Source organism: Rhodococcus sp. WS1 (assembly GCF_003797745.1).
Lineage (GTDB): Bacteria > Actinomycetota > Actinomycetes > Mycobacteriales > Mycobacteriaceae > Rhodococcus_F > Rhodococcus_F erythropolis.
The window spans coordinates 2,649,085-2,673,351 of sequence record NZ_RKLZ01000001.1 but is presented as its reverse complement, the minus strand read 5'-3'; the positions used below and the strand labels follow the sequence as shown (position 1 = coordinate 2,673,351).

The 24,267-nt window shown below is 62.8% G+C and carries 20 protein-coding genes and 1 riboswitch; of the genes, 13 read left to right on the top strand and 7 right to left on the bottom strand.

The window, feature by feature from the left end:
- Positions 1–204 precede the first annotated feature (204 nt).
- The 3 genes from EEB12_RS12325 to EEB12_RS12315 all read left to right on the top strand — a co-directional run bounded on the left by EEB12_RS12325 (position 205) and on the right by EEB12_RS12315 (position 1,992).
- Positions 205–1,002: a hypothetical protein gene (locus tag EEB12_RS12325; protein WP_141487835.1), complete on the top strand. Its 798-nt coding sequence runs from the start codon at positions 205–207 to the stop codon at positions 1,000–1,002.
- Between the two features lie 198 nt (positions 1,003–1,200).
- Positions 1,201–1,566: a metal-sensitive transcriptional regulator gene (locus tag EEB12_RS12320; RefSeq protein ID WP_020968305.1), complete on the top strand. Its 366-nt coding sequence runs from the start codon at positions 1,201–1,203 to the stop codon at positions 1,564–1,566.
- A 159-nt stretch (positions 1,567–1,725) separates the two neighbouring features.
- The gene (locus tag EEB12_RS12315; RefSeq protein ID WP_258537507.1) at positions 1,726–1,992 is read left to right on the top strand and encodes a 6-carboxytetrahydropterin synthase; all 267 of its coding nucleotides are present in this window, start codon (positions 1,726–1,728) and stop codon (positions 1,990–1,992) included.
- 40 nt (positions 1,993–2,032) lie between these two features.
- Here EEB12_RS12315 and EEB12_RS12310 read toward each other — a convergent pair whose 3' ends face one another.
- Both EEB12_RS12310 and EEB12_RS12305 read right to left on the bottom strand, forming a co-directional pair.
- Positions 2,033–3,634 carry an ABC transporter substrate-binding protein gene (locus EEB12_RS12310; RefSeq protein ID WP_021333746.1) on the bottom strand — a complete coding sequence of 534 codons (1,602 nt, stop codon included), beginning with the start codon at positions 3,632–3,634 and terminating at the stop codon, positions 2,033–2,035.
- A 168-nt stretch (positions 3,635–3,802) separates the two neighbouring features.
- A complete protein-coding gene (locus tag EEB12_RS12305; protein WP_258537488.1) occupies positions 3,803–4,258 on the bottom strand; it encodes a hypothetical protein in 456 nt (151 codons plus the stop codon).
- A 91-nt stretch (positions 4,259–4,349) separates the two neighbouring features.
- On the opposite strand from EEB12_RS12305, the gene EEB12_RS12300 reads away from it, so the two are divergent.
- Positions 4,350–5,024: a class I SAM-dependent methyltransferase gene (locus tag EEB12_RS12300; RefSeq protein ID WP_007727092.1), complete on the top strand. Its 675-nt coding sequence runs from the start codon at positions 4,350–4,352 to the stop codon at positions 5,022–5,024.
- Here EEB12_RS12300 and speB read toward each other — a convergent pair.
- Positions 4,988–5,944 carry an agmatinase gene (gene speB, locus EEB12_RS12295; RefSeq protein WP_003941134.1) on the bottom strand — a complete coding sequence of 319 codons (957 nt, stop codon included), beginning with the start codon at positions 5,942–5,944 and terminating at the stop codon, positions 4,988–4,990. The two genes, EEB12_RS12300 and speB, sit on opposite strands and share 37 nt — an antisense overlap.
- A 146-nt stretch (positions 5,945–6,090) precedes the next feature.
- On the opposite strand from speB, the gene EEB12_RS12290 reads away from it, so the two are divergent.
- From EEB12_RS12290 to EEB12_RS12275, 4 genes are all read left to right on the top strand, one after another.
- Positions 6,091–6,726, top strand: coding sequence for a helix-turn-helix domain-containing protein (locus tag EEB12_RS12290; RefSeq protein ID WP_037133952.1), 636 nt, complete (start codon positions 6,091–6,093; stop codon positions 6,724–6,726).
- Positions 6,727–6,859: 133 nt separating this feature from the next.
- Complete coding sequence (locus tag EEB12_RS12285; protein WP_021342734.1) at positions 6,860–7,705, top strand: carbon-nitrogen hydrolase family protein; 846 nt, start codon at positions 6,860–6,862, stop codon at positions 7,703–7,705.
- Positions 7,702–9,390, top strand: coding sequence for a flavin monoamine oxidase family protein (locus tag EEB12_RS12280; RefSeq protein ID WP_097387941.1), 1,689 nt, complete (start codon positions 7,702–7,704; stop codon positions 9,388–9,390). Before EEB12_RS12285 ends, EEB12_RS12280 begins: the two co-directional genes overlap by 4 nt.
- Positions 9,391–9,517: 127 nt before the next feature.
- Positions 9,518–12,709, top strand: coding sequence for an NAD-glutamate dehydrogenase domain-containing protein (locus tag EEB12_RS12275; RefSeq protein WP_141487834.1), 3,192 nt, complete (start codon positions 9,518–9,520; stop codon positions 12,707–12,709).
- Here EEB12_RS12275 and EEB12_RS12270 read toward each other — a convergent pair.
- Positions 12,686–14,203 carry a PucR family transcriptional regulator gene (locus EEB12_RS12270; RefSeq protein WP_019746725.1) on the bottom strand — a complete coding sequence of 506 codons (1,518 nt, stop codon included), beginning with the start codon at positions 14,201–14,203 and terminating at the stop codon, positions 12,686–12,688. The two genes, EEB12_RS12275 and EEB12_RS12270, sit on opposite strands and share 24 nt — an antisense overlap.
- Before the next feature lie 128 nt (positions 14,204–14,331).
- Here EEB12_RS12270 and gabT point away from each other — a divergent pair, with 128 nt between their 5' ends.
- Both gabT and EEB12_RS12260 read left to right on the top strand, forming a co-directional pair.
- A complete protein-coding gene (gene gabT / locus EEB12_RS12265) occupies positions 14,332–15,696 on the top strand; it encodes a 4-aminobutyrate--2-oxoglutarate transaminase (protein ID WP_007727077.1) in 1,365 nt (454 codons plus the stop codon).
- A gap of 1 nt (position 15,697) precedes the next feature.
- Complete coding sequence (locus tag EEB12_RS12260; protein ID WP_020968315.1) at positions 15,698–17,143, top strand: NAD-dependent succinate-semialdehyde dehydrogenase; 1,446 nt, start codon at positions 15,698–15,700, stop codon at positions 17,141–17,143.
- 52 nt (positions 17,144–17,195) lie between these two features.
- On the opposite strand, the gene dszD is transcribed toward EEB12_RS12260, so the two are convergent.
- The 3 genes from dszD to EEB12_RS12245 form a co-directional block, all read right to left on the bottom strand.
- A complete protein-coding gene (gene dszD, locus EEB12_RS12255; protein WP_003941189.1) occupies positions 17,196–17,774 on the bottom strand; it encodes an NADH:FMN oxidoreductase DszD in 579 nt (192 codons plus the stop codon).
- 208 nt (positions 17,775–17,982) lie between these two features.
- Positions 17,983–18,456, bottom strand: a complete 474-nt coding sequence (locus EEB12_RS12250; protein ID WP_019746727.1) for a YbaK/EbsC family protein — start codon at positions 18,454–18,456, stop codon at positions 17,983–17,985.
- Positions 18,457–18,471: 15 nt separating this feature from the next.
- Positions 18,472–19,575, bottom strand: a complete 1,104-nt coding sequence (locus EEB12_RS12245; RefSeq protein WP_003941129.1) for a membrane protein — start codon at positions 19,573–19,575, stop codon at positions 18,472–18,474.
- A gap of 126 nt (positions 19,576–19,701) precedes the next feature.
- Between EEB12_RS12245 and EEB12_RS12240 the strand changes: the two genes are divergently transcribed.
- The 3 genes from EEB12_RS12240 (at position 19,702) to EEB12_RS12230 (ending at position 24,260) form a co-directional block, all read left to right on the top strand.
- On the top strand, positions 19,702–20,286 hold the full coding sequence (locus tag EEB12_RS12240; RefSeq protein ID WP_029254386.1) for a TetR/AcrR family transcriptional regulator: 585 nt from the start codon (positions 19,702–19,704) through the stop codon (positions 20,284–20,286).
- Between the two features lie 45 nt (positions 20,287–20,331).
- Positions 20,332–20,505, top strand: a riboswitch (M-box (ykoK) riboswitch).
- 347 nt (positions 20,506–20,852) lie between these two features.
- The gene (gene mgtA / locus EEB12_RS12235) at positions 20,853–23,546 is read left to right on the top strand and encodes a magnesium-translocating P-type ATPase (RefSeq protein ID WP_141487833.1); all 2,694 of its coding nucleotides are present in this window, start codon (positions 20,853–20,855) and stop codon (positions 23,544–23,546) included.
- 9 nt (positions 23,547–23,555) lie between these two features.
- Complete coding sequence (locus EEB12_RS12230; protein ID WP_003941187.1) at positions 23,556–24,260, top strand: MgtC/SapB family protein; 705 nt, start codon at positions 23,556–23,558, stop codon at positions 24,258–24,260.
- Positions 24,261–24,267 lie beyond the last annotated feature (7 nt).

Genomic DNA, 24,267 nt, shown 5'->3' with positions numbered 1-24,267 from the left:
GGGGGTGTCGAAAGCGAGCCTGGGCGACATCGGCGCAGCGCTTCGTTGAGGTGCGCGGGGAAATGCTGTTCTTGGAACTCATTCGGCCGGCGCTCTGCGTAGATGCGCATCGGATCTCCTTCGAGTGAATTCATGGTGTTCGAGTAGTTCGTTGCATACCCTAGGGGGGTATGGTACAAATTGCAACAGGTTCGAATTCAAGGAGTGTCGAACCCGACGCAGACGGCAACGGAAGTGCTGCCGACCCAAACTTTGGAGGGCAAGATGTTCAGCGGCAACGGCTACACACTGGAATTGGCAACGTCGGAGGCGGCCGTCGGCAGCCATGTCCCCTTGCAGTTCCGGATCCTGGATTCGGTTGGAACTCCGTTGACCAGGTACACCGACACCCACGACAAGCAGTTGCATCTGATCGTGGTCGGTCTGGACCTGACCGGATTCCAGCACGTGCATCCCGAATTGGACGAGAACGGAAACTGGCGTGTGTCAGTCGATTTCGATCACGCGGGAGACTACCGAGTCTTCGCTGACTTCACCCCGGACGGGGGTGACGGAATGACGCTGAGTGCGGATGTACGCGTCGCCGGGTCCTATGATCCTCGGCCGTTGCCCGCCGCTGCTGCCGTCACGACGGTCGACGGCTATACCGTCTCTCTCGAAGGCGCGGCCCATGCCGGCCAGACATCGAAGCTCACGCTCTCGGTCAGTCGTGACGGAATCCCGGTCACAGACTTGCAGCTCTACCTTGCCGCGTACGGGCATCTGGTCGCGTTGCGTGCCTCCGACCTCGCCTATCTCCATGTGCATCCGGATGGTCATCCGGGTGACGGTGTCACGCCGGCTGGACCGGCAATCACCTTCTACGCCAACATGCCGAGCGCTGAGGACTACCGGTTGTTCCTGGACTTCAAACATGGCGAAGTGGTGCGTACGGCGGAATTCACTCTGACTGCCGACAATGCGACCACGCCTGGGGCCGAACACTCGCACCACGGGCACTGAGACCGAATGAGTTTCGCAGCAACGGGAAAACGGGCATGGGCGATCACCATGCACCCATCTGTTCGTGCAGTAGCGAAATGCGTGGCGATGTGCGCAGTGATTGCTCTGCAAGACAACGGAAGTCGAAGAGTATCCGCACATCGCCCCGGTAACGAGAATTGTTGCGAAGTCACGCGTTGACGAACAGGAGGACATCGAATGTCGGAAGCGACAGAAGTGGGCAACGCTCCAAGCAGTGCCCCGGGCAATGATACGACCGGCGATGTGTGCTGCACGGGTGATTCCCACGGCTACATCACCGCCAAGGACGACTACCTAGGGCGCCTGCGTCGCATCGAGGGTCAAGCCCGCGGCCTGCAGCGCATGGTCGACGAGGACAAGTACTGCATCGACATTCTCACGCAGGTTTCGGCGATGACCAAGGCTCTCCACGCGGTGGCCATGGGGCTGCTCGAGGACCACATCAGCCACTGTGTCGTCAAAGCTGCCGTTGACGGTGGTCCCGAGGCAGAGGCAAAGGTGAAGGAAGCGACCGACGCGATTGCGAGGCTCGTTCGCTCGTAGAACTGTGCTCGACGAACATTGATACCGTGGTCGTCATGTTCAGCATCGAGATCCGTCGTACATTCGCTGTGAGGCAAGGGTTTCCGGCGGCTTCCGGCACCCGTGCGGGACGCAAAGAATTTGCCGCCGCTGATGCCTGCCGAGGGATTTCGCGTGACGATGCGAGTCGGGTTCTCGTTCGAGGACGACCAACTCGGAGAACGTGGATGGTTTGTCGACACGGACGCTCTCGACGAGTCCGTCGATCGGTGCGCCGAGCGATTGGCGAGCGGTGTCTGGCCGGAGATTTTCGATTTCCGTCCGTCATTCGAGAACGTTGCGAAATGGGCTTTCACGGAACTTGCGTCCACGATTCCTCAGCTGACCTACGTCGAGCTGGACAACGAGACGATAGGTGTGGCAACGAGATACGTCAGATCGCACTGATCTGACATATCTCGTTGCCACAGGGTATCGATCGATCGGACTACTGGTAGAGACGCAGTGCAGACCCGATGAAGGACTTACCGAATGCGAGCCCGGCCTTGTTGAAGTAGAAGCTCATGTTCGTATTCGCGAACGGCACCGCGGACACCGTCTTGGTGATCTGCGACTCGGCGTCTGCCCACTCTGCGCACGCTGCGTCGCCGGTCAACCCGGAAGCCTTGGCCACCGCTGCTTCGTAGGCGGGGTTGTTGATCGAAGAGAAATTCTTACCGGCTGCCGGAGCAGGTCCGGTGAAGAACGGGGTGAACCCGCTGGGAATCGAATTGTTGATCTGGATCCATGCGATGTCCCACTGATTGTTGTCTTTACCGCTGAGCATGACGTCGACAACTTTGGTCTGGTCGGCTCCCGTTACCTCGACGTTTGCGCCGAGATCCGACCATGCAGATTGAGCGAGTTCGGCTGCTGCGCTGCGAGCCTCTTCGCCTCCTGCGTAGAAGAGGCGGAGTGTCAACGGGTTTCCGTCTTTGCTTCGTTTTCCGTCCGACCCGGCGGTCCAGCCGGCCGCGTCCAAGGTTGCCTTCGCTGCGCTGACGTCGTAGTCCGGAATGTTGCCGGTGACGGAGTCGTACACGCAGGCGCGGGGCTCTACACCGACGAGACTTGTTGCGCGGGTGCCCTGGCCGGCAGTGATAACTTCTGCCAGATCGTCGAGATTGACTCCCTGGATGAGTGCTTTGCGAACGGCGGGATCGCTGGTGGGATTGTTCGCGATCTGGTTGAAGTACATCTGACCGGACGGCATCGGGCGATTGATCGAGGCGAAATTGGCGGCTTCGATCCGGTCCTTGTCCGGACCGGCGATCGGAGATGCGTTGAGTTCGCCGGAGAGAAGCTGGTTTGCGGCGGTGCTGACATTGGGTGCCATGACAGCGATGACGGTCTTGGGGACACCTGGTGTGTCGGAGGTGGTGTCGTCGGGGCCCCAGTTGTAGCCGTCACGACGCTCGAACGTGTAGTGGTCGTTGGCGGCGACTTCGGTGACTTCGAACATCCCGGAACCGAGAGACTTCTTGTTCGAGGCGGTCGGGTCCGCGAGTCCGGCGTCGCACATGATCGGGAGGCGACTGACCGTGAGGAGGAGGAAGGGGCTCGGCGCCGGAGTGGTGACCGTGATGGTGCGGGTCGCGGGATCGGCAGTGGCCGAAGCGCCTACGGGGACCGTGGTGCCGCGTTGTTGTGAACCGTTGGCCGGATCGGCCACGAAGTTGATGTTGTTCGCGACGGTCTGCGCGTTCAGCGTCGACCCGTCGGTACAGGTCACTCCCTCGCGGATGGTGAAGGATGCGGAGGTCGGCGTCTCTTCCCATTTCTCTGCCAACCACGGTTTGAATTCACTGGTGTCCGGATCCTGGTAGACCAGGGAGTCGTAGGCCAGCCTCGAGATGTCAGCGGTTGCCGCGGAGCCGGACATGATCGGGTTGAGTGCACCCGGATCGGCTTGCAACGCATAACGGAAGGTTCCGTCTGTCAGAGGTTCACCGCCGTCGGAGCCCGAGGACGTGCCTCCCGAGCTGCAAGCCGACAACGCGAGTGCGAGCCCCGCGGCCGTTGCAAGTGCCGGATAAGAGCGGTGTTTCATTGTGCCTCCGTGAAGGAGCCAGGGCCCGAGCGAAGTTCGAGAGGGCGCGGTCGAGTGTGACCGCTAAATCTTGGCGTAGGACGTGACGGGCATCTCGGTCGATCTTCACGAAAATCATGCCGATTTTTGTTCGATCTCACGAGAACCGGGGTGATGAACCAGTTCAGGTCACGGTGAGTCGAGGTCATTTTGCCGTGGCCACCCGGTTGCAGTGAGTACAACGGCAGGGACCGACGTCAACGGAGAGATCGGGCCGAGGGCGAGGAGATCTTCGTCTTCGTCGATCTCGGACCAGAATTTTTCAGAAGAAACATCGAGGCCGAGAACGATCCACGGCGGTCCGGCTTCTTGAAAAGCAAAGGAGACTCTGCCGGTTCGCGGAACCGTCGCATCGAACAGGTGGTCTCCGACTGGATATCCCTGTTGCTCGCCCACCAACGTCAGGGTTGTCGGTTCGAAGGACGCCTCGCGCAGCATCTTCTCGACTGCGTGGTCGAAGCTCTGCTGGACACTGAACTCTTCGTCCGAGTTCGAACCGGTGAACTCGGGGAAATGCGCACAACACAAAACGTATGGGCCTGCTGAGTTGCAGTAGAGACGAAACACGGGAAATCCACCGGCCACGACGTGACGTTAGCAGGGCGTCGAAATGGAGAAGTTGCTGTTTCAGCAAAGATGGTTGCGTGAGTTGTGGAAGGTCGTTCATCCTGGGTGCATGAGCCACGAACACCACAATCACCACGAAAACTCCGATACCACCGAGAATCCGTACGCCAAGGCGGACGCACAGTTCTGGAACTCGCTGTACGAGGAACGCCCCGCGCGCTGGAGCGGAAATCCCAACCCACAGTTGATTGCCGAAGCCTCCGACCTGGAACCGGGCACGGCACTCGACGTCGGTTGCGGCGAAGGTGCCGACGCTTTGTGGTTGGCGCGTCGCGGGTGGAAGGTCACCGGCACCGACATCTCGTCGGTTGCGCTCGGCCGCGCCCAGGCTCACGTCGAGGGCGAGGGCGTCGACATCGAATGGCTGGAAGCCGACCTGACGAAGTGGGATCCGCAGGGGCGCTCGTTCGATCTGGTGTCCGCGCAGTTCTTCCACATGCTCGAACCCGCGCGCGGGGAATTGTTCCGTGCTCTCGGAGATCTGGTCGCGCCCGGCGGGCATTTGCTGATCGTGGGCCACTCACCTCACGAGTCGCCGACCGAGCACCATCGGGCCATGCTCCATACACCCGAATACGTGGAGTCGCTGTTCACCGATGGTTGGAAGGTGTTGGTCTCGGAGTCGCGGGAACGTGATCTTCCCGCGAACCCCGAGATGCATCACACGACGGATACCGTTGTGCTGCTTCAGCGATTGAGTGCGAGCACCGACAGCAACTCGTAAGCGACGTGGGCCGCTGCGATACCGGTGATCTCGGCGTGGTCGTACGCCGGCGCTACCTCGACGATGTCGGCGCCGACCACGTTGAGTCCCACCAACCCGCGCAGTGTGTTCAACAATTCGCGAGAGGTCATGCCGCCCGCTTCGGGTGTTCCGGTACCCGGAGCGTGTGCGGGATCGAGCACGTCGATGTCGACGGAGACGTACACCGGGCCACCGTCGAGGCGCTTACGCATGCGCTCGACGATGCTGGCGACGCCGTCGACCTCGTAGTCGTCACTGCGGATCACCTGGAAGCCGAGGACGCGGTCGTCTTCGAGGTCTTTCTCGCTGTAGAGCGGTCCACGGATACCGATGTGCTGGGAACGCTCCATGTCGATCAGGCCTTCTTCGCTGGCGCGACGGAAGGGGGTGCCGTGAGTGAAAGGCTGACCGAAGTAGGTGTCCCAGGTGTCGAGGTGAGCGTCGAAGTGCAGGACGGCGATCGGGCCGTGATCGCGGGCCAGTGAGCGCAGGATCGGAAGTGCGATGGTGTGGTCGCCGCCGAGCGTGAGCACGGAGGAACCGTCGGCGCGCAGGTCGGTGACGGCGGACTGAACCGTCGTGAGAGCTTCCTGAATGTCGAAGGGGTTGACGCCGATGTCGCCGAAATCGGCTACCTGCTGGTTGGCGAAGGGCGAGACCTTGAGCGCGGGGTTGTACGGACGCAGCAGCTTCGACGCAGCGCGGATGTGCCCCGGACCGAACCGAGCGCCGGGTCGGTAGCTGACACCCGAATCGAAGGGGATGCCGAGGATTGTCACGTCGGCGCGCGAGACCTCATCGAGGCGCGGCAGACGCGCAAAAGTGGTCGGCTCGGCGTAGCGGGGGACGCGCGTGGCGTCGACGGGTCCGATGAACGATCCGGGGTTGTTGGTAGCCATGTGCAGAGGTCCCTGCTCTCGATTCGGCGCACACCGGGCGCCCTTCAGTGATGTAGCTCTCTGAGCAAGTATGGTTTCTTCAAGAGGCTCGGTTGTCAACCCCTGTTTCCTGAAAGGGACACGGCGGTCGTGAAGGAGTGGGTTCAGTGGCCAAGGCGAAGGAAGCGGTCGAGCCGGTCGGACCGCGCATCGGGGCGAGGCTCAAGGCGGCACGTCAATCGAAGCGGTTGACCCTCGACGACCTGGCCGAGGCCTGTGGTGTGACGAAGGGGTATCTCTCGAAACTCGAGCGCGATCACGTCAACGCGTCGGTGGCGACCCTGATCAAGGTGTGCGCGGTGCTCGAGATCCCCGTCGGATCCCTGTTCGAGAATGCGTCCGCCGGTGAAGTAGTCCGCGCCGACGCCATGCCGCAAATCAGCTTCGGTGGCGAAAAGATGACGGAGTACCTGCTCACGCCTACCAACGAGCGTCGAATTCAGGTGCTGCTCGGCGAGCTGGAACCAGGCGGCGGAAGTGGTCGGGAGTTCTACAGTCTGCCGATCGACGTGAACTTCGTGCACGTGCTGGAGGGCGGCTTGCGGGTCTCGTTCGAGGGCGGTCGGACGGATCCGAACGGTGAGGCCGTCGATGCCGAAGACGTCGTGCTTGCGGCGGGCGATTCCTTCACATTCACGCCGACGCACAACCATAGTTTTCAGGCCGAAGGCTCGGTTCTGGCGAAGGTTCTGTGGGTCTTGAATCCGGCATTGCCGGAAGGGCCACGCGCGTCGCCTTCGTGAGACACGAATCCGTGAATGTTGATTCTTAGGAAACAAGAGTTGACATGATTGGCGGCACCCGTCACGCTGGTAGTTGTCCCCGTCACACACACCGTCGAAAATTGGCGTCACGGAACTCCTGAAGGAGCGCACCATGCATGTCGATTCAGTTCGAGTTGGCCTGTTCCAAGGTCCGCTCACCACCCCGGACACCTTTGCGTCGGTGGAGTTCAACCTCGCTGCAATCGACACCGCTGCCCGCGAGGCTGCGGCATCCGGTGCGAAGATCCTGCTGACGCCGGAGATGTCCGCAACCGGCTACGACATCGGCGAACTGGTGTCGCTGCGCGCGGAACCGGCCGACGGCCCGATCTTCGATTCCGTCGCCGAGATTGCTCGCAGTGCAGGCATCGCCGTCGTCTACGGCTACCCCGAACTCGACGGGGGAGACGTCTACAACAGCGTGCAGGTGGTGGACCGCGATGGCACTTCGCTTGCGCACTACCGCAAGACACACCTGTTCGGCACGCTCGACCGCGAACATTTCCGGCCAGGTGAGACCCTGGTGGTCGGGTTCGATTTCGAGGGCATCCGCTGCGGATTGTTGATCTGCTACGACGTGGAATTTCCCGAAGCGGTTCGGGCCCATGCCGACGCCGGTACCGAATGGCTCATCGTGCCGACGGGGTTGATGACTCCGTACGAACACATTGCGCAGCAAGTGGTTCCGGCCCGCGCATACGAGAGTCAGATGTTTGTCACCTACGTCAATCGCTGCGGCGCCGAAACCGAGCTGACCTACTGCGGTCTCTCGTGCGCCATCGCACCCGACGGTGCCGAGTTGGCGCGGGCCGGGGGCGGCCAGGAATTGCTCTTCGCGGATATCGCCGCCGCCACCGTCTCGCAATCGCGCACCCTCAACACGCATCTCGACGATCGACGCCTCGATCTGTATCCAGACCTTTCTGTCACGACTGTCTCCAAGGAGAACCGTAGATGACCATCCCAGTAGCTCCGGACAGTTCCTCGGAACCCGGCAAGCAGCCGCCCCTCACGATGTTCGGACCGGATTTTCCGTTCCCGTACGACGACTACGTTTCCAGTCCGGCGGGACTCGGCTCGGTGCCCGATCTGGCACTGGGTACAGAAGTTGCCGTGATCGGTGGTGGACTCTCCGGCATGATCGCGGCCTACGAGTTGCTCAAGGTCGGTCTCAAACCGATTGTCTACGAAGCTGATCAGATCGGTGGCCGGATGCGGTCGGTCGAGTTCGACGGGCACCCCGGGGTTGTCGCCGAGATGGGCGCAATGCGTTTCCCACCGTCGTCGACGACGTTGTTCCACTATCTGAACGAACTGGGTCTGCAGACCGAGGAGTTCCCGAATCCCCTTGCCGAGGTCACGCCGAGCACCGTCATCGATCTCAAGGGTGAGAGCCACTACGCGCACACTCTCGAGGATCTGCCGCCGATTTACACCGAGGTGGCGCAGGCCTGGCAGCGCACTCTCGAAGAGCATGCCGATCTGATTCCGTTGCAGCAGGCCATTCGTGACCGCGACACCGCAGAGATCAAGCGGATCTGGAACGACCTCGTGGTGCGCTACGACGACCAGACGTTCTACGGATTCCTCGCCGCGTCGAAGCACTTCAAGTCCTTCCACATGCGGGAAGTGTTCGGGCAGGTCGGATTCGGTACGGGTGGTTGGGATACCGACTACCCCAACTCGATCCTCGAAATCCTTCGTGTGGTCATCACGGCCGCCGACGACGACCACCGCGGCATCGTGGGTGGATCGCAGCAGCTGCCGATGCGGTTGTGGAACCGCGCCCCGGCGCACATGGCGCATTGGCCTGCCGGTACGACGGTCGCTTCGCTCAACGACGGCGAGACGCGTCCCCGCGTCACCGAACTCCGGCGTACCGAGCCAGGCAACATCACGGTGACGGACTCCGGAGGTTTCATTCGCACGTATGCGAGTGCCGTTGTGACAGTGCAGAGTTGGATGCTGCTGAATAACATCAGGTGTGACGACGATCTGTTCCCGATCGACCACTGGACTGCGATCGAGCGAACTCACTACATGGGTTCGACCAAGGTGTTCGTTCTCGTCGACCGCCCGTTCTGGAAGGACAAGGATCCCGTGACCGGCCGTGATTCGGTGTCGATGACACTGACCGACCGTATGAGTCGCGGCACCTACCTGCTCGATCAGGGCGAGGGCAAGCCAGGCCTGATCTGCTTGTCGTACACCTGGTCGGACGATTCGCTGAAGCTGCTGGCGCTCGACGCCACCGAGCGCATGAACATAATGCTGCGTTCGCTCGAAGAGATCTACCCAGGCGTGGACTTCCGCAGCCACATCATCTCGAGCCCGGTGACGCTGTCGTGGGAAACCGAGCGCGACTTCATGGGTGCGTTCAAGGCGAACCTTCCGGGGCACTACCGGTACCAGGAGCGCCTGTTCTCTCACTTCGTGCAGAATGATCTCGAACCGCGTCATCGGGGAATCTTCCTCGCCGGTGACGACGTGTCGTGGACTGCCGGCTGGGCCGAGGGCGCGATCCAGACCGCGATCAACGCGGTATGGGGCGTCGTCAACCATCTCGGCGGCGCTGCGCCTACCGAGAATCCCGGACCCGGCGACGTGTTCGAGGAGCTCGCTCCGATCAGGTTGGGCGACTGAGCTCACCGCAACTGCCGAAATGTCGTGCCCGATGGGGGTTGGTACTCCTATCGGGCACGACCTCTTTCCGGTGATCCACGCAACACTGGAAAGTGTTCGGATCCAATAATTTCCAGGAGGGTGTTCAATGGCGAGCACATCATCGGCGACCAAGACCGCAGCTGCAGAATCGAGACCGGCAGGCGGTGATCGATCCGGTGACCCGGCGCTCGAACTGGTCGCCGAATTGGCAGCAGCGGGCCAGCGACTCGTCTTCCGTCAGGGCAACGACCTGAGCAGTGACGATCTGACCTGTGTGGTGCTGTGGCCGTCCGGAGAACCCTCCCTCTCCGATCTGTGCGAGAACTTCGAGTCCCTCGGACTCCGAGTTTCGACGCACCGCCCGCTTCCGACCGTTCTGGGTTCGGCACACTACTTCACCTTCGAGCCGAGCACCTTCGACGGCAGTGCGCTCGAGAAGATGGCGGACGCCTTCGAAGCCGTCATCGCCGGACAGACCCGGATGGACGCATTCTCCAGTCTGATCGGACGAGCAGACATCACGTGGCGCGACGCAGAGTTGCTGCGCGCTGCGTGCCGTTTCCTCGCTCAGGCTCGTATCGGGTTGTCCGAGAGCTACATCGTCGGAGTGTTGGCAGCGAAGCCGCTCTTCGTACGGCAGGCAGTCGAACTCTTCACCGCGCGTTTCGATCCCGCAGTAGCAGGTTCGCGTGAGACGGCCGTGGCCACCGCGGCGGCGGCCATCGACGAATCAGTCGACGGTGCAGACACTCTCGACGAGGATCGCGTCTTGCGCGGTGTGCGTTCATTCTTGCAGGCGACTCTGCGCACCAACTGGTACCTGCGCGGTGAGGCCGGCGAACCGCTGCCGTACGCGTCGTTCAAGATCGACTCGCAGTTGCTCTCCACCCCGCAGAAGACAGTTCCTTTCCGCGAGATCTACGTCAGCGCACCCAATGTCGAAGGCGTGCATCTGCGTAGCTCCTCCGTCGCCCGTGGTGGCCTGCGTTGGTCGGATCGATACGAGGACTTCCGCACCGAGGCTCTGAGTCTGATGAAGACCCAGAGCGTGAAGAATTCGCCGATCGTTCCCTCGGGAGCCAAGGGTGCGTTCGTGGTTCGGGGCACGTCGTCACCGACCCCGGCGCAGGTGCAGGAGTCGTACAGCACCTTCATCCGCGGCTTGCTGGACGTGGTGGACAACATCGTCGACGGCGCAGCGGTGCACCCGGCAGAAGTAATCGAGTACGACGGTGAAGACTCCTACCTCGTCGTGGCGGCGGACAAGGGGACCGCACGGTTCTCCGACGTCGCGAACGGCATCGCCGTCGAGCGTGGTTTCTGGCTCGGCGACGCTTTTGCTTCCGGCGGTTCGGCCGGCTACGACCACAAGGCGATGGGCATCACCGCTCGCGGCGCCTGGGTAGCGGTTCGACGCCACTTCGCCGAGCGCGACCTCGACGTCGACACCGATCCGTTCACCGTCGCGGGCATCGGTGACATGTCCGGCGATGTGTTCGGTAACGGAATGTTGCTCTCGCACAAGATCCGTCTGGTCGCGGCATTCGATCACCGCCACATCTTCATCGACCCGAACCCCGACACCGAGACGACGTTTGCCGAACGCGCTCGTCTCTTCACCGTGCCGCGCTCGTCCTGGGACGACTTCGACCGCACCGTGATGTCGCCTGGCGGTGGCGTCTGGCCACGTAGCGCGAAGTCGATCCGTCTTCCGCTCGAGGCGCGTCAGGTTCTCGGTATCACCGAGGAGAAGCTGACTCCGCAGGAACTGATCCGAGCGATCCTGTGCGCTCCGGTGGACCTGTTGTGGAATGGCGGCGTCGGTACCTACGTGAAGGCGTCGACCGAAAGCAACGTCGACGCGGCCGATCCGTCCAACGACGCAGTTCGCGTCAGCGCTGACGAGTTGCGTGCAACCGTGGTGGGTGAGGGCGGCAACCTGGGTTTCACCCAGCGTGCCCGCATCGAATATGCCGCTGGCGGAGGACGAATCAACGCCGACTTCATCGACAACGCGGCCGGCGTGGCTACCTCGGACCGTGAGGTCAACATCAAGATCGCACTCGCAGAGTTGGACGCGACCTCGCGCAATGAACTACTCGCGGCGGCTCAGGACGAGGTAGCCGCATCGGTACTCGAGGCCAGTGAGGATCAGACCCTCGCGATCAGCCTGGCCGAGCACCGCGCTCCCGCCCTACTCGATCAGCACGAACGGTTGATCGAGAACCTGGTCTCGGCGGGCGCGATGAAGCGCCTCGAAGAATCATTGCCGGACGCCAAGGCGCTGGCGGTCCGGGCGCGAGCCGGGCAGGGCCTACTCCGTCCGGAACTTGCTGTGCTGGTGGCGCAGTCGAAGAACGTGCTGACGGCGGAATTGGGGGCGTCGACCGTCCCGGACAATCAGATCTTCGCCGATCGTCTCCCGCAGTACTTCCCGCTCTCCGTCGTCGAGGCAGCACCGGACGCGGTCCGCGCACATCGGTTGGGCCGCGACATCATCATCACCTCGGTGGTCGACGAACTGGTCAACCGCGTCGGACCCGGCGTGCTGTTCCGGCTGGAGGAACACCTCGGAGTCCACAGTCCGGAAGCGGCTCTGGCCTACGCAGTGGTCAGCGAAGTGCTCGGCACCGAGGAACTTCGGCGCGAGATCTTGAACTCGGAGCTTCGCGCCACCGAGCAGTTGCAGGCTCTCGATCGCTTGCAGCAGTTGTTGGAATCCGAGATGAGCTGGGTGTTGCGTCGTCCGGGAGCAGCCGGCCGGTTCACCGTGAACCCGCGAGCCGACATCGATCGATGGGCAGCGCCGGTGCGGGCTCTCACCGAAGGGCTGTCGGCCAGCGACCGCATCGAGGCGTCTTTCGGGGCGCTCGCCCTGGCTGACATTGCGTTGCAGGAGAATACGACGGTTCAGGCCGCGGCTGCGATCTACCGGGAACTCTCCGACACCCTCGATCTGGGCGACGTTCTCGGGGGCGTCGACGTTGCCGTCGGTGCCTCGCATTGGGAGGTCATGGGCAGCGCTGCCGTCCACGCCAGGTTGACGGCGCGTTTCGCGGACCTCGTGTCCGGAGCGCTCGGAGAAGGTATTCCGGAGGTCGTCGAGTTGTGGACCGCCGCCAATCCGCAAGCGGTGCGCCGGTTCACGGCTTTGATGTCGAGCGTGAGCCGCAGTGGAGCGCTGGACACCGCCCGTCTCTGCACGGTCGACGCCGAACTCGAACTACTCGTTCGCGGTGCGTCCGGTTTCGCTTCGGTGCACGCCGCGGAGCGTTCAGCGACCCTCCCAGGCGAGTAGCGATAGCAGCAGTTCGGCTCTGACCCGGGCCTGTCCGAGGTCGCATTGCAGCAGTTCCTCGATGCGTGCGATGCGACCTCGGAGGGTGTGCCGATGAACACCGAGTTCGGCTGCGGCCGATTCCCATTGGCCGTTTGCCTCGAGATAGGCGCGCAAAGACGCGACCAGCGCGGTCCCGTGTGCCTGGTCGTGTTCCGTCAGCACCGGGATGGTGTCCGCAGCCATTGCGATCAGTGCCTCACGGGCAGGCTCGGATGCCAGAATCGTCGAACCACTCAGAGCGTCGAACTCGAGAATGCGGGCAGTGGCCGTCGTGAGATTGGCCGCGGCGCGGGCCTGGACCAGTGCGCGCGGTGCGTCCAGAAGACGGTGAGGGGTGCTGATTCCGGCCCGCACCGTCTTCGCCTCGGTGGGGGAGAGCTGCGCCAGTAGTGTTTTGGCAGTGTCGATTGTGTCGGTTCCGCGAAGGAGGACGGTCAGCGAACCGTCCTCGGATTGCGCGAACAACGGCCGGCCTGCTCGCGCGAGAGCGTTGTCGAGTTCGCGAAGAACAGGGCCGAGTCCGGATCCGCGAACGTGGACGACACGGACATTGCCGTGCGTATCGCTCGCTTCGTCCAAGTACGACGGCACACCGTCCTCGGGGATTCGGCCGTCGAGTAAGAGCCCGAAAGCCATGGCGTTGAGTCGAGTTCGCTCGGCCCGTAGTCGAACCGGTTTCTCGAGTTCGAGAGTGAGCAGCGAGACCGCATGCCCGAGCAACACTCTGTCGATATTGCTCAGGGGCCCGGCGCCCGCCATTGCGAGGTAGCCGTGCCAGCTGTCGGTGACGCCGACGGGGGACAGTGTCAGCGTCCGTTCGGGTGTGCTCTGCGAGATCGACGCCGGAGCGTTGGGATCGCGGGTGGTCGCCGCGACCGCGCGAACCTCGGTGATCAACGACTTCTGGTTTGCCGGATGCACCGCGGTGATCCGATCTCCGACAAACGCCACCGAAGTTTTTGTGGCCGTGGCCAGTTCACGCACGATGGCAGACACGCCTCCGCGCAGCGCAACGCGGGTGATGCGTGTCTGTACTTCTGCCGCGCGGAGTACCGATTCGTATTCCTGCTGGCTCAGACGGGTCATCACCGCGCGCGTGACCGCCGCGAACGGGGTCGTGAACGGCACTTCCAGCAGGGGGAGCCCGCGACTGCGGGCGGCGGCAATCAGGTCTGCGGGCACACTCTCGTGGGAAAGGCCGGTCCCGAAACCCAGAGCCGATACTTCTGCGGCGGCCAGACGGTCGATGTACTCGCTGTAGTCGGTGGCGTCCGCGCCCACCAGTGCCAGCCCGGTGGTGAGCACCAATTCGCCGCCGGAAAGCCACGGGGTGGGGTCCGTCAGCTCTGTGGCCTGCGCAAACGTGACGGGGTGGGTGGCGGCTGCTCGGTCGGTGAGCAGAGCCAGCGAGAGGTGTTTCTGGCGCAAGAGCCACGAGATCGGAACCGTCACCTGATCAAGGCTAGCTGTCGTTGCCGATATGGAGTAGCCCTGAAGCTTCGGGTATCCATTTCGGCAGTGCTTGCGATGCTTCGCGCGTCGCATACTCGAATGCAATACACAACCGAGAGGGTGGTCACATGAGTGCAATCGAATACCGGCTTCCGCAGGAGCGTCGCATCGTCACGGAGTTCCCGGGCCCGCGCTCGGCTGCGCTCGCCGAACGCCGTAAGAAGGTCGTCGGCGCCGGCGTCGCATCCACCCTCCCGGTCTACGTCGCCGACGCAGACGGCGGAGTCATCGTCGACGTCGACGGCAACTCGCTGATCGACCTCGGTGCCGGTATCGCGGTGACCAGCGTCGGTGCTTCCAACCCGGCCGTCGTGTCCGCAGTTCAGGATCAGGTCGCGCACTTCACCCACACCTGTTTCATGGTCGCTCCGTACGAGGGCTACGTCGAGGTCGCCGAGCGTCTCGCCGAGCTCACCCCCGGTGACCACGAGAAGCGTTCCGTGCTGTTCAACTCCGGCGCAGAAGCCGTCGAGAACGCCGTCAAGATCGCCCGTCACGCAACCGGTCGCGACGCAGTCGTCGTCTTCGACCACGCGTACCACGGCCGCACCAACCTCACGATGGCACTGACATCGAAGTCCATGCCGTACAAGAGCGGCTTCGGTCCGTTCGCCCCCGAGGTCTACCGCGTCCCGATGTCCTACCCGTACCGCGAGGGCCTCAACGTCGACGGCTCCAAGATCACGGGTGAGCAGGCCGCACAGCGCGCCATCACGATGATCGAGAAGCAGGTCGGTGCTGCCAACACGGCCGCCATCCTCATCGAGCCCATTCAGGGCGAGGGCGGATTCATCGTTCCCGCAGAAGGATTCCTCCCGACGCTCGTCGCGTGGGCCAAGGAGAACGGCGTCGTCTTCATCGCCGACGAGGTTCAGGCAGGCTTCGCTCGTACCGGCGCCTGGTTCGCCAGCGATCACGAGGGCATCGTCCCCGACCTGGTCACTCTCGCCAAGGGCATCGCAGGCGGCATGCCGCTCGCCGCTGTCACGGGCCGCGCCGAGCTCATCGACGCCGTCCACCCCGGCGGCCTCGGTGGCACCTACGGCGGTAACCCCGTCGCCTGCGCCGCTGCATTGGCGTCCATCGACCAGATGCGCGAGCTCGACCTCTGTGGCCGCGCACGCACCATCGAGTCGACCGTCGTCGGCCGAATGAACGCACTGGCAAAGGAACTCGACGTCATCGGTGACGTTCGCGGTCGCGGCGCCATGCTCGCCATCGAGCTGGTCAAGCCCGGTGGGCAGGAGCCGGACGCCGATATCACCAAGAAGATCGCCGCCGAATGCCTCGCTGCCGGCGTCGTGATCCTCACCTGCGGTACCTACGGCAACGTCATCCGTCTGCTCCCGCCGCTGGTCATCTCCGAAGAGCTGCTCGACGACGCGTTGACCGTCCTCGAGACCGCTATTCGCACTGCAGCACAGGGGAACTGACATGTCCAACGTCTCGGATCTTCTCGACTCGGTACCCAAGGGTCTCTGGCTCGGCGGCAAGCTCGTCCCGGCCGAGAAGACCTTTGCGGTCTACAACCCGGCAACGGGTGAGGAACTCGCCCAGGTAGCCGACGCCACCGCTGCCGACGGTATCCGTGCGCTCGACCTCGCCGCTGCGGCGCAGGAAGACTGGGCGGCCACGCCGGCACGTGTACGCGGCGAGATCCTGCGCACCGCCTTCGAATTGCTGCACGCCCGCGCCGAGGACTTCGCGCTGATGATGACCCTGGAAATGGGTAAGTCGTTGGCAGAGAGCCGCGGTGAGGTCAACTACGGCGGCGAATTCCTGCGCTGGTTCAGCGAGGAAGCAGTACGCATCGGCGGACGTTTCACGCAGGCTCCGGCCGGCAACGGTCGCATCCTGGTCACCAAGGAAGCCGTCGGACCGGTCCTTGCGATCACCCCGTGGAACTTCCCGCTCGCCATGGGCACACGCAAGATCGGACCGGCGCTGGCTGCCGGTTGCACCATCATCGTCAAGCCCGCCGAGGACACGCCGCTGACCATGCAGCTCCTCGGTCAGGTGTTCGCCGATGCCGGTCTGCCCGACGGTGTGCTCTCGATCCTCCCGACGTCCGACGCGGCCTCCATCAGTGGACCGCTGATGGAAGATGCGCGTCTGCGCAAGGTCACCTTCACCGGCTCCACTGGCGTCGGAAAGTTGTTGGTGCGCAACGCTGCTGACAAGCTGCTCCGTACGTCGATGGAACTCGGTGGCAATGCACCGTTCATCGTCTTCGACGACGCCGACATCGACGCAGCTGTCGACGGCGCAATGCTCGCGAAGATGCGTAACGGCGGCGAGGCCTGCACCGCGGCCAACCGCATCTACGTCGCCAACTCGGTGCGCGAGGAGTTCACCGACAAGTTCACCGCCAAGGTTGCGGCCTTGAAGGTGGGCGCCGGTGACGCCGAGGGCACCAACATCGGACCGCTGATCAACACCAAGCAGCTCGCAACCGTCACCGGACTCGTCGACGACGCCGTGTCCAAGGGCGCTCGCGTTCGCACCGGTGGATCGGCGCCCGAAGGAGCCGGCTTCTTCTTCACCCCGACCGTTCTGGATCAGGTGCCCGCCGATGCGCGCCTGCTGAAGGAAGAGATCTTCGGACCCGTTGCGGCAGTGGTCGGTTTCGACACCGAAGACGAAGCGATCGCGGCTGCGAACAACACCGAGTACGGCCTCGTGGCGTACTTCTACACCCGCGACATCGACCGTGCGATGCGCGTCTCGGCCAAGCTGGACACCGGCATGGTCGGCGTCAATCGCGGCGCGATCTCCGATGCTGCGGCGCCGTTCGGTGGCGTGAAGGAATCGGGCTTCGGCCGTGAAGGCGGAACCGAGGGTATCGACGAGTATCTCGATACCAAGTACGTAGCGCTGTAACTTGCTGTGCGCCTTTATTAACCGCGGGCGGTTAATAAAGGCGCACAGTTGTCTATTGACCTAACGGAGTGGGGCGGTAGTACTTGCCCTCGTGGTAGAGCAGCGGTGCGGCAGCGGATTCGTCGTCCTCTTCGGCGTGAACCCGCGTGACGAGTCCGATGACCAGCGTGTGGTCGCCGACAGGGATCAACTGGTCGACCTTGACGCGCATCCAGCTGGGGGTGCCGTGCAGAACCGGCTCCCCGGTGTCGAGCACTGCCCACAGTGACTCGTCTGCAAAACGCTGATCGGCGCTACGCGCAAAGCGCTGGGCCAGATGTTGCTGATGTTCGCCGAGAAGGTGGATCACCAAGGACTCGGCTGCCTTGAGCGCATTGATGCTCGACGACGTCTCCGCGATGTTGAACGAGACGAGCGGCGGCTCGAGGGAGACGGACGAGAACGAGGTGGCGGTGAAACCCACCGGGCCGGTACCCGAATCGAGGGTCACGACGGTGACACCTGCGGGGTGGCGGCGAAGCGCTGCACGGTAGTCACCGGCGCAGATGCCGGTGGACAACTCGGGCGTCGCTGCTACTTCGGGGACGTCGGGGGTGGTGTGGCTGGAAACGGCATTCGGCTTGTCAGACAACGGGAACTCTCCGGCTGGAACTCGAGGTGTGCGGTGTGGTCGAGGTGACTGCGCTCGGCATACACAGACATGCGTCGGTGCGGCACAGATCTACGTGTCGTCGACGCCAGTGGTTACCGGCCGGGGTCCTGGTTGCAGTGCACATGGTGCGTCCAACTATAGGTGGACGCACGTCTGAGTGGGTTCGGACCGGGTTGGCTGAAGTGCGTCAGTCCATGTCGACGGCGAGGCCGGCCGTGATTCGAAGGAGTTCGGAGTACGTCGTGCGAAAGACCGTGTTCGGGTGCCCGGCAGCAGCCCACAATTCGGGGTACTGCTCGAGGGCTGTATCGATGTAGGTGGGCAGGTTGGTGGGATGCCCGAGCGGAGCGACCCCACCGATCGGCTGGCCCGTTGCCGACTTCGCCATTTCCAGCGGCGCCCGCGTGAGCTTGCCTTCGAGGCGTTCGCCGGTGGCTTTCAGATTGACCTGATGTGCGCCGGAGACCAGCAGTAGGACCGGATCGTCGTCGAGAAGGAACACGAGCGACTTGGTGATCGCGCCTACCTCCACCCCGACGGCCGCCGCTGCCTCGGCCGCGGTGTGCGTGGCTTCGGGCTGCGTGACGATGACGCCGTGGTGACCCCGTGAGATCAGTGTTTCGGCGACGTGCGAGGCGTTGGGGTGGAGGAGGCTCGTCATGAGTTCAGACTAGGACTAGTCGGCGTTCGCCACAGCTGGAGTCGGCGTCGTGTCGGTGGACTTTCGGTTGCGACGGATCGTGAAGCCGAACAGCATGACCGCACCGATCAGTGCGTACAGGAAAAGCGTCAGAGCAGGCTGGCCGACGCCGACGTTGTTGAAGTAGACGATGCTCCGCACGCCTTCGGTGCCGGCGCCAGGTGTGATCCATCGGCCGATGGCGGCATAGAACGAGGGAATCACGTTGGAGCCGAATGCGCCTCCCGCACTGGGATTGCCGAGAATCACGAAGACGGCGATAGCCAGCGGGACTGCCAGAACGCCGATGGCAGCGCGCAATCCGAGTGTGAACATGGCGGTGCCGAACACCACGGCTGTTCCCAGGATCCACAGCGGGAACCAGTGGCCCGCGAAAGTTCCGAGCACGTGTGAGGTGATGAGGGCGCCGAGGGCTCCCGAGATGATCGAGTAGATGGCGATCACGCCCGTGTGTGCGCTTGCCTGGCGGAGGGTCTTCGGCGCACCGATGAACAGTCCGATGGCTGCCGCAAGGAGATAGCCGCCGACGACCCAGCCGACCGAGAGGTAGAAGCCGGAGAGGCCGCGGTTGTCGTGCGCTCCGACGGGGATCTCGTCGCGGACGACGAACTGTCGGTCCTGCGTCGCCTCGACCTTCGTGAACACCGCTTCGAGTGATGTCGCGATGGAGCTGCCGCCCGCGCTCGCGGTGATCAGGGTGTCCGGTCCGGCCGGATTGATGACAAACGCGCCCTGGATCTCGCGGTCGTTGATCATGCGGCGAGCAGTCGCCGTGCTGTCGACCACCTGAGCGTCGAGCGGGCTGCCGTCGATGGCATTGAGTTTGTCGGCGATCTGCTGATCCATGCCGTCCGGTGTGCCCTGATCGGCGATGACCGCGATTTCGATGTCTCGCGGAGTCGGCTGATGGAAGGCGGCGACGTAGCTGAGGATGAAGCCCATCTGCAGCAGGAGCACGCCGACGAACAGCGCGGCCATCACCTTGGGTGCGCCGTATTTCACCAGCAGATTGTCGTGGTGGTGTTCGTCGTGGGTGGAGCTGTTGTCTGGTGCGGCGTGTGCCGGATGCGTAGTGGTCACGAAAGAGTCCTGATCTTGTCGAAAGTAAAGAGCTTGTCAATACCCGAGGTATTGAATACTCTAGGTATCGTGACTGAATCTCGTCAACCGGACTGGACGCCGGTAACCCGCCCCGGACGTGACGTGGTGCGGCAAAGACTGCTCGACGCTGCGGCGGAAGAGTTTGCGGAGCGCGGATTCAGTGCTGCACGTCTCACTGAAGTTGCTCGCCGAGCGGGCTTCACCAAGGGGGCTGTCTACTCCAACTTCGAGTCGAAACAGGATCTGTTCGCCGAACTGTTCGCGCAACGGTCTCTCGAACTGGCCGGCCGTGTGCTTGCCGAGATCGCCGGGATGAACCCGGCCGACGCGGCAGGCAAAGGTGGCGAGGCCATTGCAACGTGGATGGTCGACGACCCGGGGTGGTCACTGCTCGTCCTCGAATTCGGAGTGCTCGCCGGACGTGATCCGCAGATCGCTCAGGCGTACTTACGTGAGCGTCGCCACTTGCGCAGTCAACTCGTGGAGTTGATCGGTGAACGTGCCCGCGAATGGGGAGTGGACGATTCCTTCGATGTGCGGACCACTGCAATCTCGTTGATGGCCTTGATATCCGGGCTCGTTCTCGAGCACTCGGTGGATCCGGAAGAAGTTGATCAGAGCGTGATGGGTGCCGCCGTGACGGCACTCTTCGCCGGCGCCGTCGCACGGGCAGGATTGCCCGCCGTCTGAGTTGCTCGGTTGACAGGCAACAGATTTGAGAACTACCCTCTGGGTGCAGTACCTCGTTAGGTGAGGCTTCTGCACGAACACAGGCCACTGATCTCACGACGTCGAGAGACGCCCAAGGTTAGGACAGATCTCCCCGGCTTAAGGGGTGATCCAAAGTGGCTTCCCGGTCTTGATCGGGACACGTCGTGCAGTGCCAAAACTCGGACGTGGAGGTGTTTTCGCAGCTTGATGCCGGTTTCTTCCGGCGAAGGCGAGAGTACGTCGATATTCGGTTCTCCTCGCGTGTGCTGTGCGCATGTACTTTGTGTGGCGTCAACGGACGCCCCGAACTTTCAGGAGGTGACCATCGTGGACGACCCGCCGAGTCGATATTCGACCCATCCTTCTGTTCTTGCCGACGGTGCTCACCCCGGCATTTTGCTCGTCAGTCTCTGACCTTCGCACCCTCGGTTTCATCTGCGCGGCTTTGTCGCGTCCGCTGACGACTTCCGTTGTCGTTCAGCGCATTCTGCTGCCCTCATGCACTGGCATGGTCCCGTGCGCGCTGGCAGTCGAGGAGATTCGTCATGTCATTTTCCGTTCTCGCATTGCGGCCACGGCCCACGAGAAACAGTGCACAACAAACACCTTCAACGGTCCTGGCAAGAGAAAGCGCACAGGAATTGGTCGACTACTCGGCCTCGGACACGCGCACCGTTCTCGCAGATCTGACTACGACGGCCAACGGCCTTCGTGACGATCAGATCGACGATCTTCGTCGGCGATACGGGCGCAACGATGTCCGCCACGATCGCCCGGCGCCGGCGATCGTGCAGTTCGCGCAAGCTTTCAAGAATCCGTTCATCTTGATCCTGGTGTTCCTCGCCCTGATCATGGTCGGGACCGACGTGGTGTGGGCAGACCCGGAAGACGGTCCCTCCTATGAGGGCATCATCACCCTCGGGCTGATGATCTTTGTCAGTGTGTCCCTGAGGTTCTGGCAGGAATACCGTTCGACTCGGGCCGCCGAGGCACTCAAGGCCATGGTCACGACAACTGTCGCGGCCACCCGCAAGATCAACAACACCGTGGTCACGGCTGAGATTCCGATCGAGCAGCTACTGCCAGGTGATGTAGTCCAGCTTGCCGCAGGCGACATGATCCCGGCTGATGTCCGCATCATCCGGGCCAAGGATCTACAGGTCAATCAGTCAATGCTCAGCGGTGAGTCGATGCCGGCCGAGAAGTCGGCGGAACCGTCGACGGGGATCGACGTCGATCGGCTGCTCGAGGCCGAGAACATCGGGTTCATGGGTACTTCCGTCGTGTCGGGCAGCGGCACCGCCGTCGCGGTGCACACCGGCAAGCGGACTTACTTCGGCGCCATGACAGCACAATTGGCGTCCAAGCGACCCGAAACCAGCTTCGACGTCGGGGTGCGCAGTGTCAGCTACCTGCTGATCAAGTTCATGCTGATCATGGTTCCCGCGGTGTTCATCATCAACGGACTGACCAAGGACTGGAGCCAAGCACTACTCTTCGGCGTCGCCACCGCAGTGGGGTTGACCCCCGAAATGTTGCCGCTCATCGTGACTGCGAACCTGGCCAAGGGTGCGCTCCACATGTCGCGCAAGAAGGTGATCGTCAAGCAGATCAACGCGATTCAGAACTTCGGCGCCATGGACGTTCTGTGCACGGACAAGACCGGAACTCTCACCGAGGACCGCATCGTTCTCGGTGAGCATCTCGATACTGCCGGACGTAAGTCCGAGGACGTATTGCGGCTAGCGGCAGTCAATTCCGTGAATCAGACCGGATTGCGCAGTCTTCTCGACGACGCGGTGATCGAGGCCGCCGGTCCCGAAGTGGTCGAGGAGATCTCGCGTCGGCACGGGTTGGTGGACGAGATTCCCTTCGACTTCAAGCGCCGTCGACTCTCCGTGGTGGTCGACCACGGCGACGCCGATCTGATCGTCACCAAAGGTGCAGTGGAAGAGCTCCTTTCGGTCTGTGAATCGGTGGAACTGGACGGGGTGACCCACCAATTGACGCCGGGATGGCTGGCCCGAGTCGACCGTCTGGTCGCGGAACTGAACGGTCAGGGCAAGCGAGTGCTTGCGGTGGCAACCAAGACAGTCGTCGAAGAGCAGCGCCGCGAGTACTCGACGGCCGACGAAGAGGGTATGACCCTGGTTGGACTGCTGGCCTTCCTCGACCCGCCGAAGGAATCTGCGGCCGGGGCGATCGAAGCCCTCGCGAGCCACGGAGTCGCGGTCAAGGTAGTGACGGGTGACAACGAATTGGTCGCCGAAACCGTCTGCGGCAAAGTCGGTATCGATGTCGGGACCGTGGTCTCCGGCGCCGAGATCGAAGCGTTGAACGACGACGCCCTCGACGAGTTGGTGCAGCGGACAACCGTCTTCGCGAAGACGGATCCGATGCAGAAGGCACGCATTGTCGAATCGCTGCGCCGGGTCGGCCACACGGTTGGTTTCCTTGGTGACGGTGTCAACGACGCACCCGCACTTCGGTCGGCGGACGTCGGCATCTCCGTCGACACAGCGGCGGACATCGCCCGCGAATCCGCGGACATCATCTTGCTGGAGAAGGACCTCGGCGTACTCGAACAAGGAGTCATCGAAGGGCGTCGTACCTTCGGAAACATCCAGAAGTACATCAAGATGACTGCGTCGTCGAACTTCGGGAACGTCTTCTCGGTGCTCGTCGCCAGTGCCTTGCTGCCGTTCATCCCCATGATTCCCGTAGTTCTGTTGTTGCAGAACCTGATCTACGATCTCTCGATGCTCACGATCCCGTGGGACCGCGTCGACGACGACTTCCTCGCGAAGCCCCGCAAGTGGGAGACCAAGAGCCTTCGCCGGTTCATGGTGTTCATCGGCCCGATCAGTTCGATCTTCGACATCTCGACCTTCGCGCTGATGTGGTTCGTGTTCGCTGCCAACTCTCCCGAGCATGCAGCGCTGTTCCAATCGGGTTGGTTCATCGAGTCATTGATCTCGCAGACGCTGATCGTTCACATGATCCGCACCCGGAAGGTCCCGTTCAACCAGTCGCGTGCTTCGCTTCCGGTACTGCTCAGCACGGGCGCCGCCTGCGTCTTCGCGCTGGTGTTCCCGTTCACGTCCTGGGGCCATTCCCTCGGGTTGGTTTCACTGCCGTGGAGCTACTTCCCGTGGCTGGTCCTCACTCTCGCGGCTTACTGCGTCGTCACGCAGGTGGCCAAGGGTATGTTCATCCGTCGATTCGCGACCTGGCTCTAGGAGTTCACCGTGGAAATCCACGTCATCCTTGTGCGGATAGCGCTCGGACTCGTCCTCGGCGCTGCCGTCGGGATCGAAAGGCAATGGCGCGCAAGGATGGCGGGTCTGCGAACCAACGCGTTGGTGAGCTTGGGTGCGACGCTCTTCGTCATCATGGGCGCGTACGGGTTTCAGGGGCCGGACGCTGATCCGACGCGCGTCGCAGCGCAGATCGTCTCGGGGATCGGCTTCCTCGGTGCCGGGGTGATCATGAAGCAGGGAGCCTCGGTCACCGGCCTGAACACCGCCGCAACCTTGTGGGCCACGGCCGCCGTCGGTGCGCTGGCAGGCGGCGGAATGTACTGGGTTGCGGTGTTCGGTGCCGGTGCAATCATGTTGGCGAATACGTTGTTGAGGCCGTTGGGCCGGATGATGGATCACCAGCCTGCCCGCACCGGGCGCGAGGAACCGCCGGCTGACTACACCTTCGAGGTGACCTGCCACGGTGACGCCGAAGCTCACATCAGAGGGCTTACCGTGCAGTCCATTTCGAGGCCGGAGTTCCAGCTCCGGTCAGTGCAGTCCTTCGACATCCCGGACAGCGACCGCGTACGAGTGGTCGCGGAATTGGCCGCAGCGGAGCGTGACGACGGACTCCTGGAATCCGCCGTCAGCCGGCTTAGCCTGGAACCGTTGGTAACTCACGTTCGCTGGGAGGTGGAGCCGTCGAAGTAGATTCGAG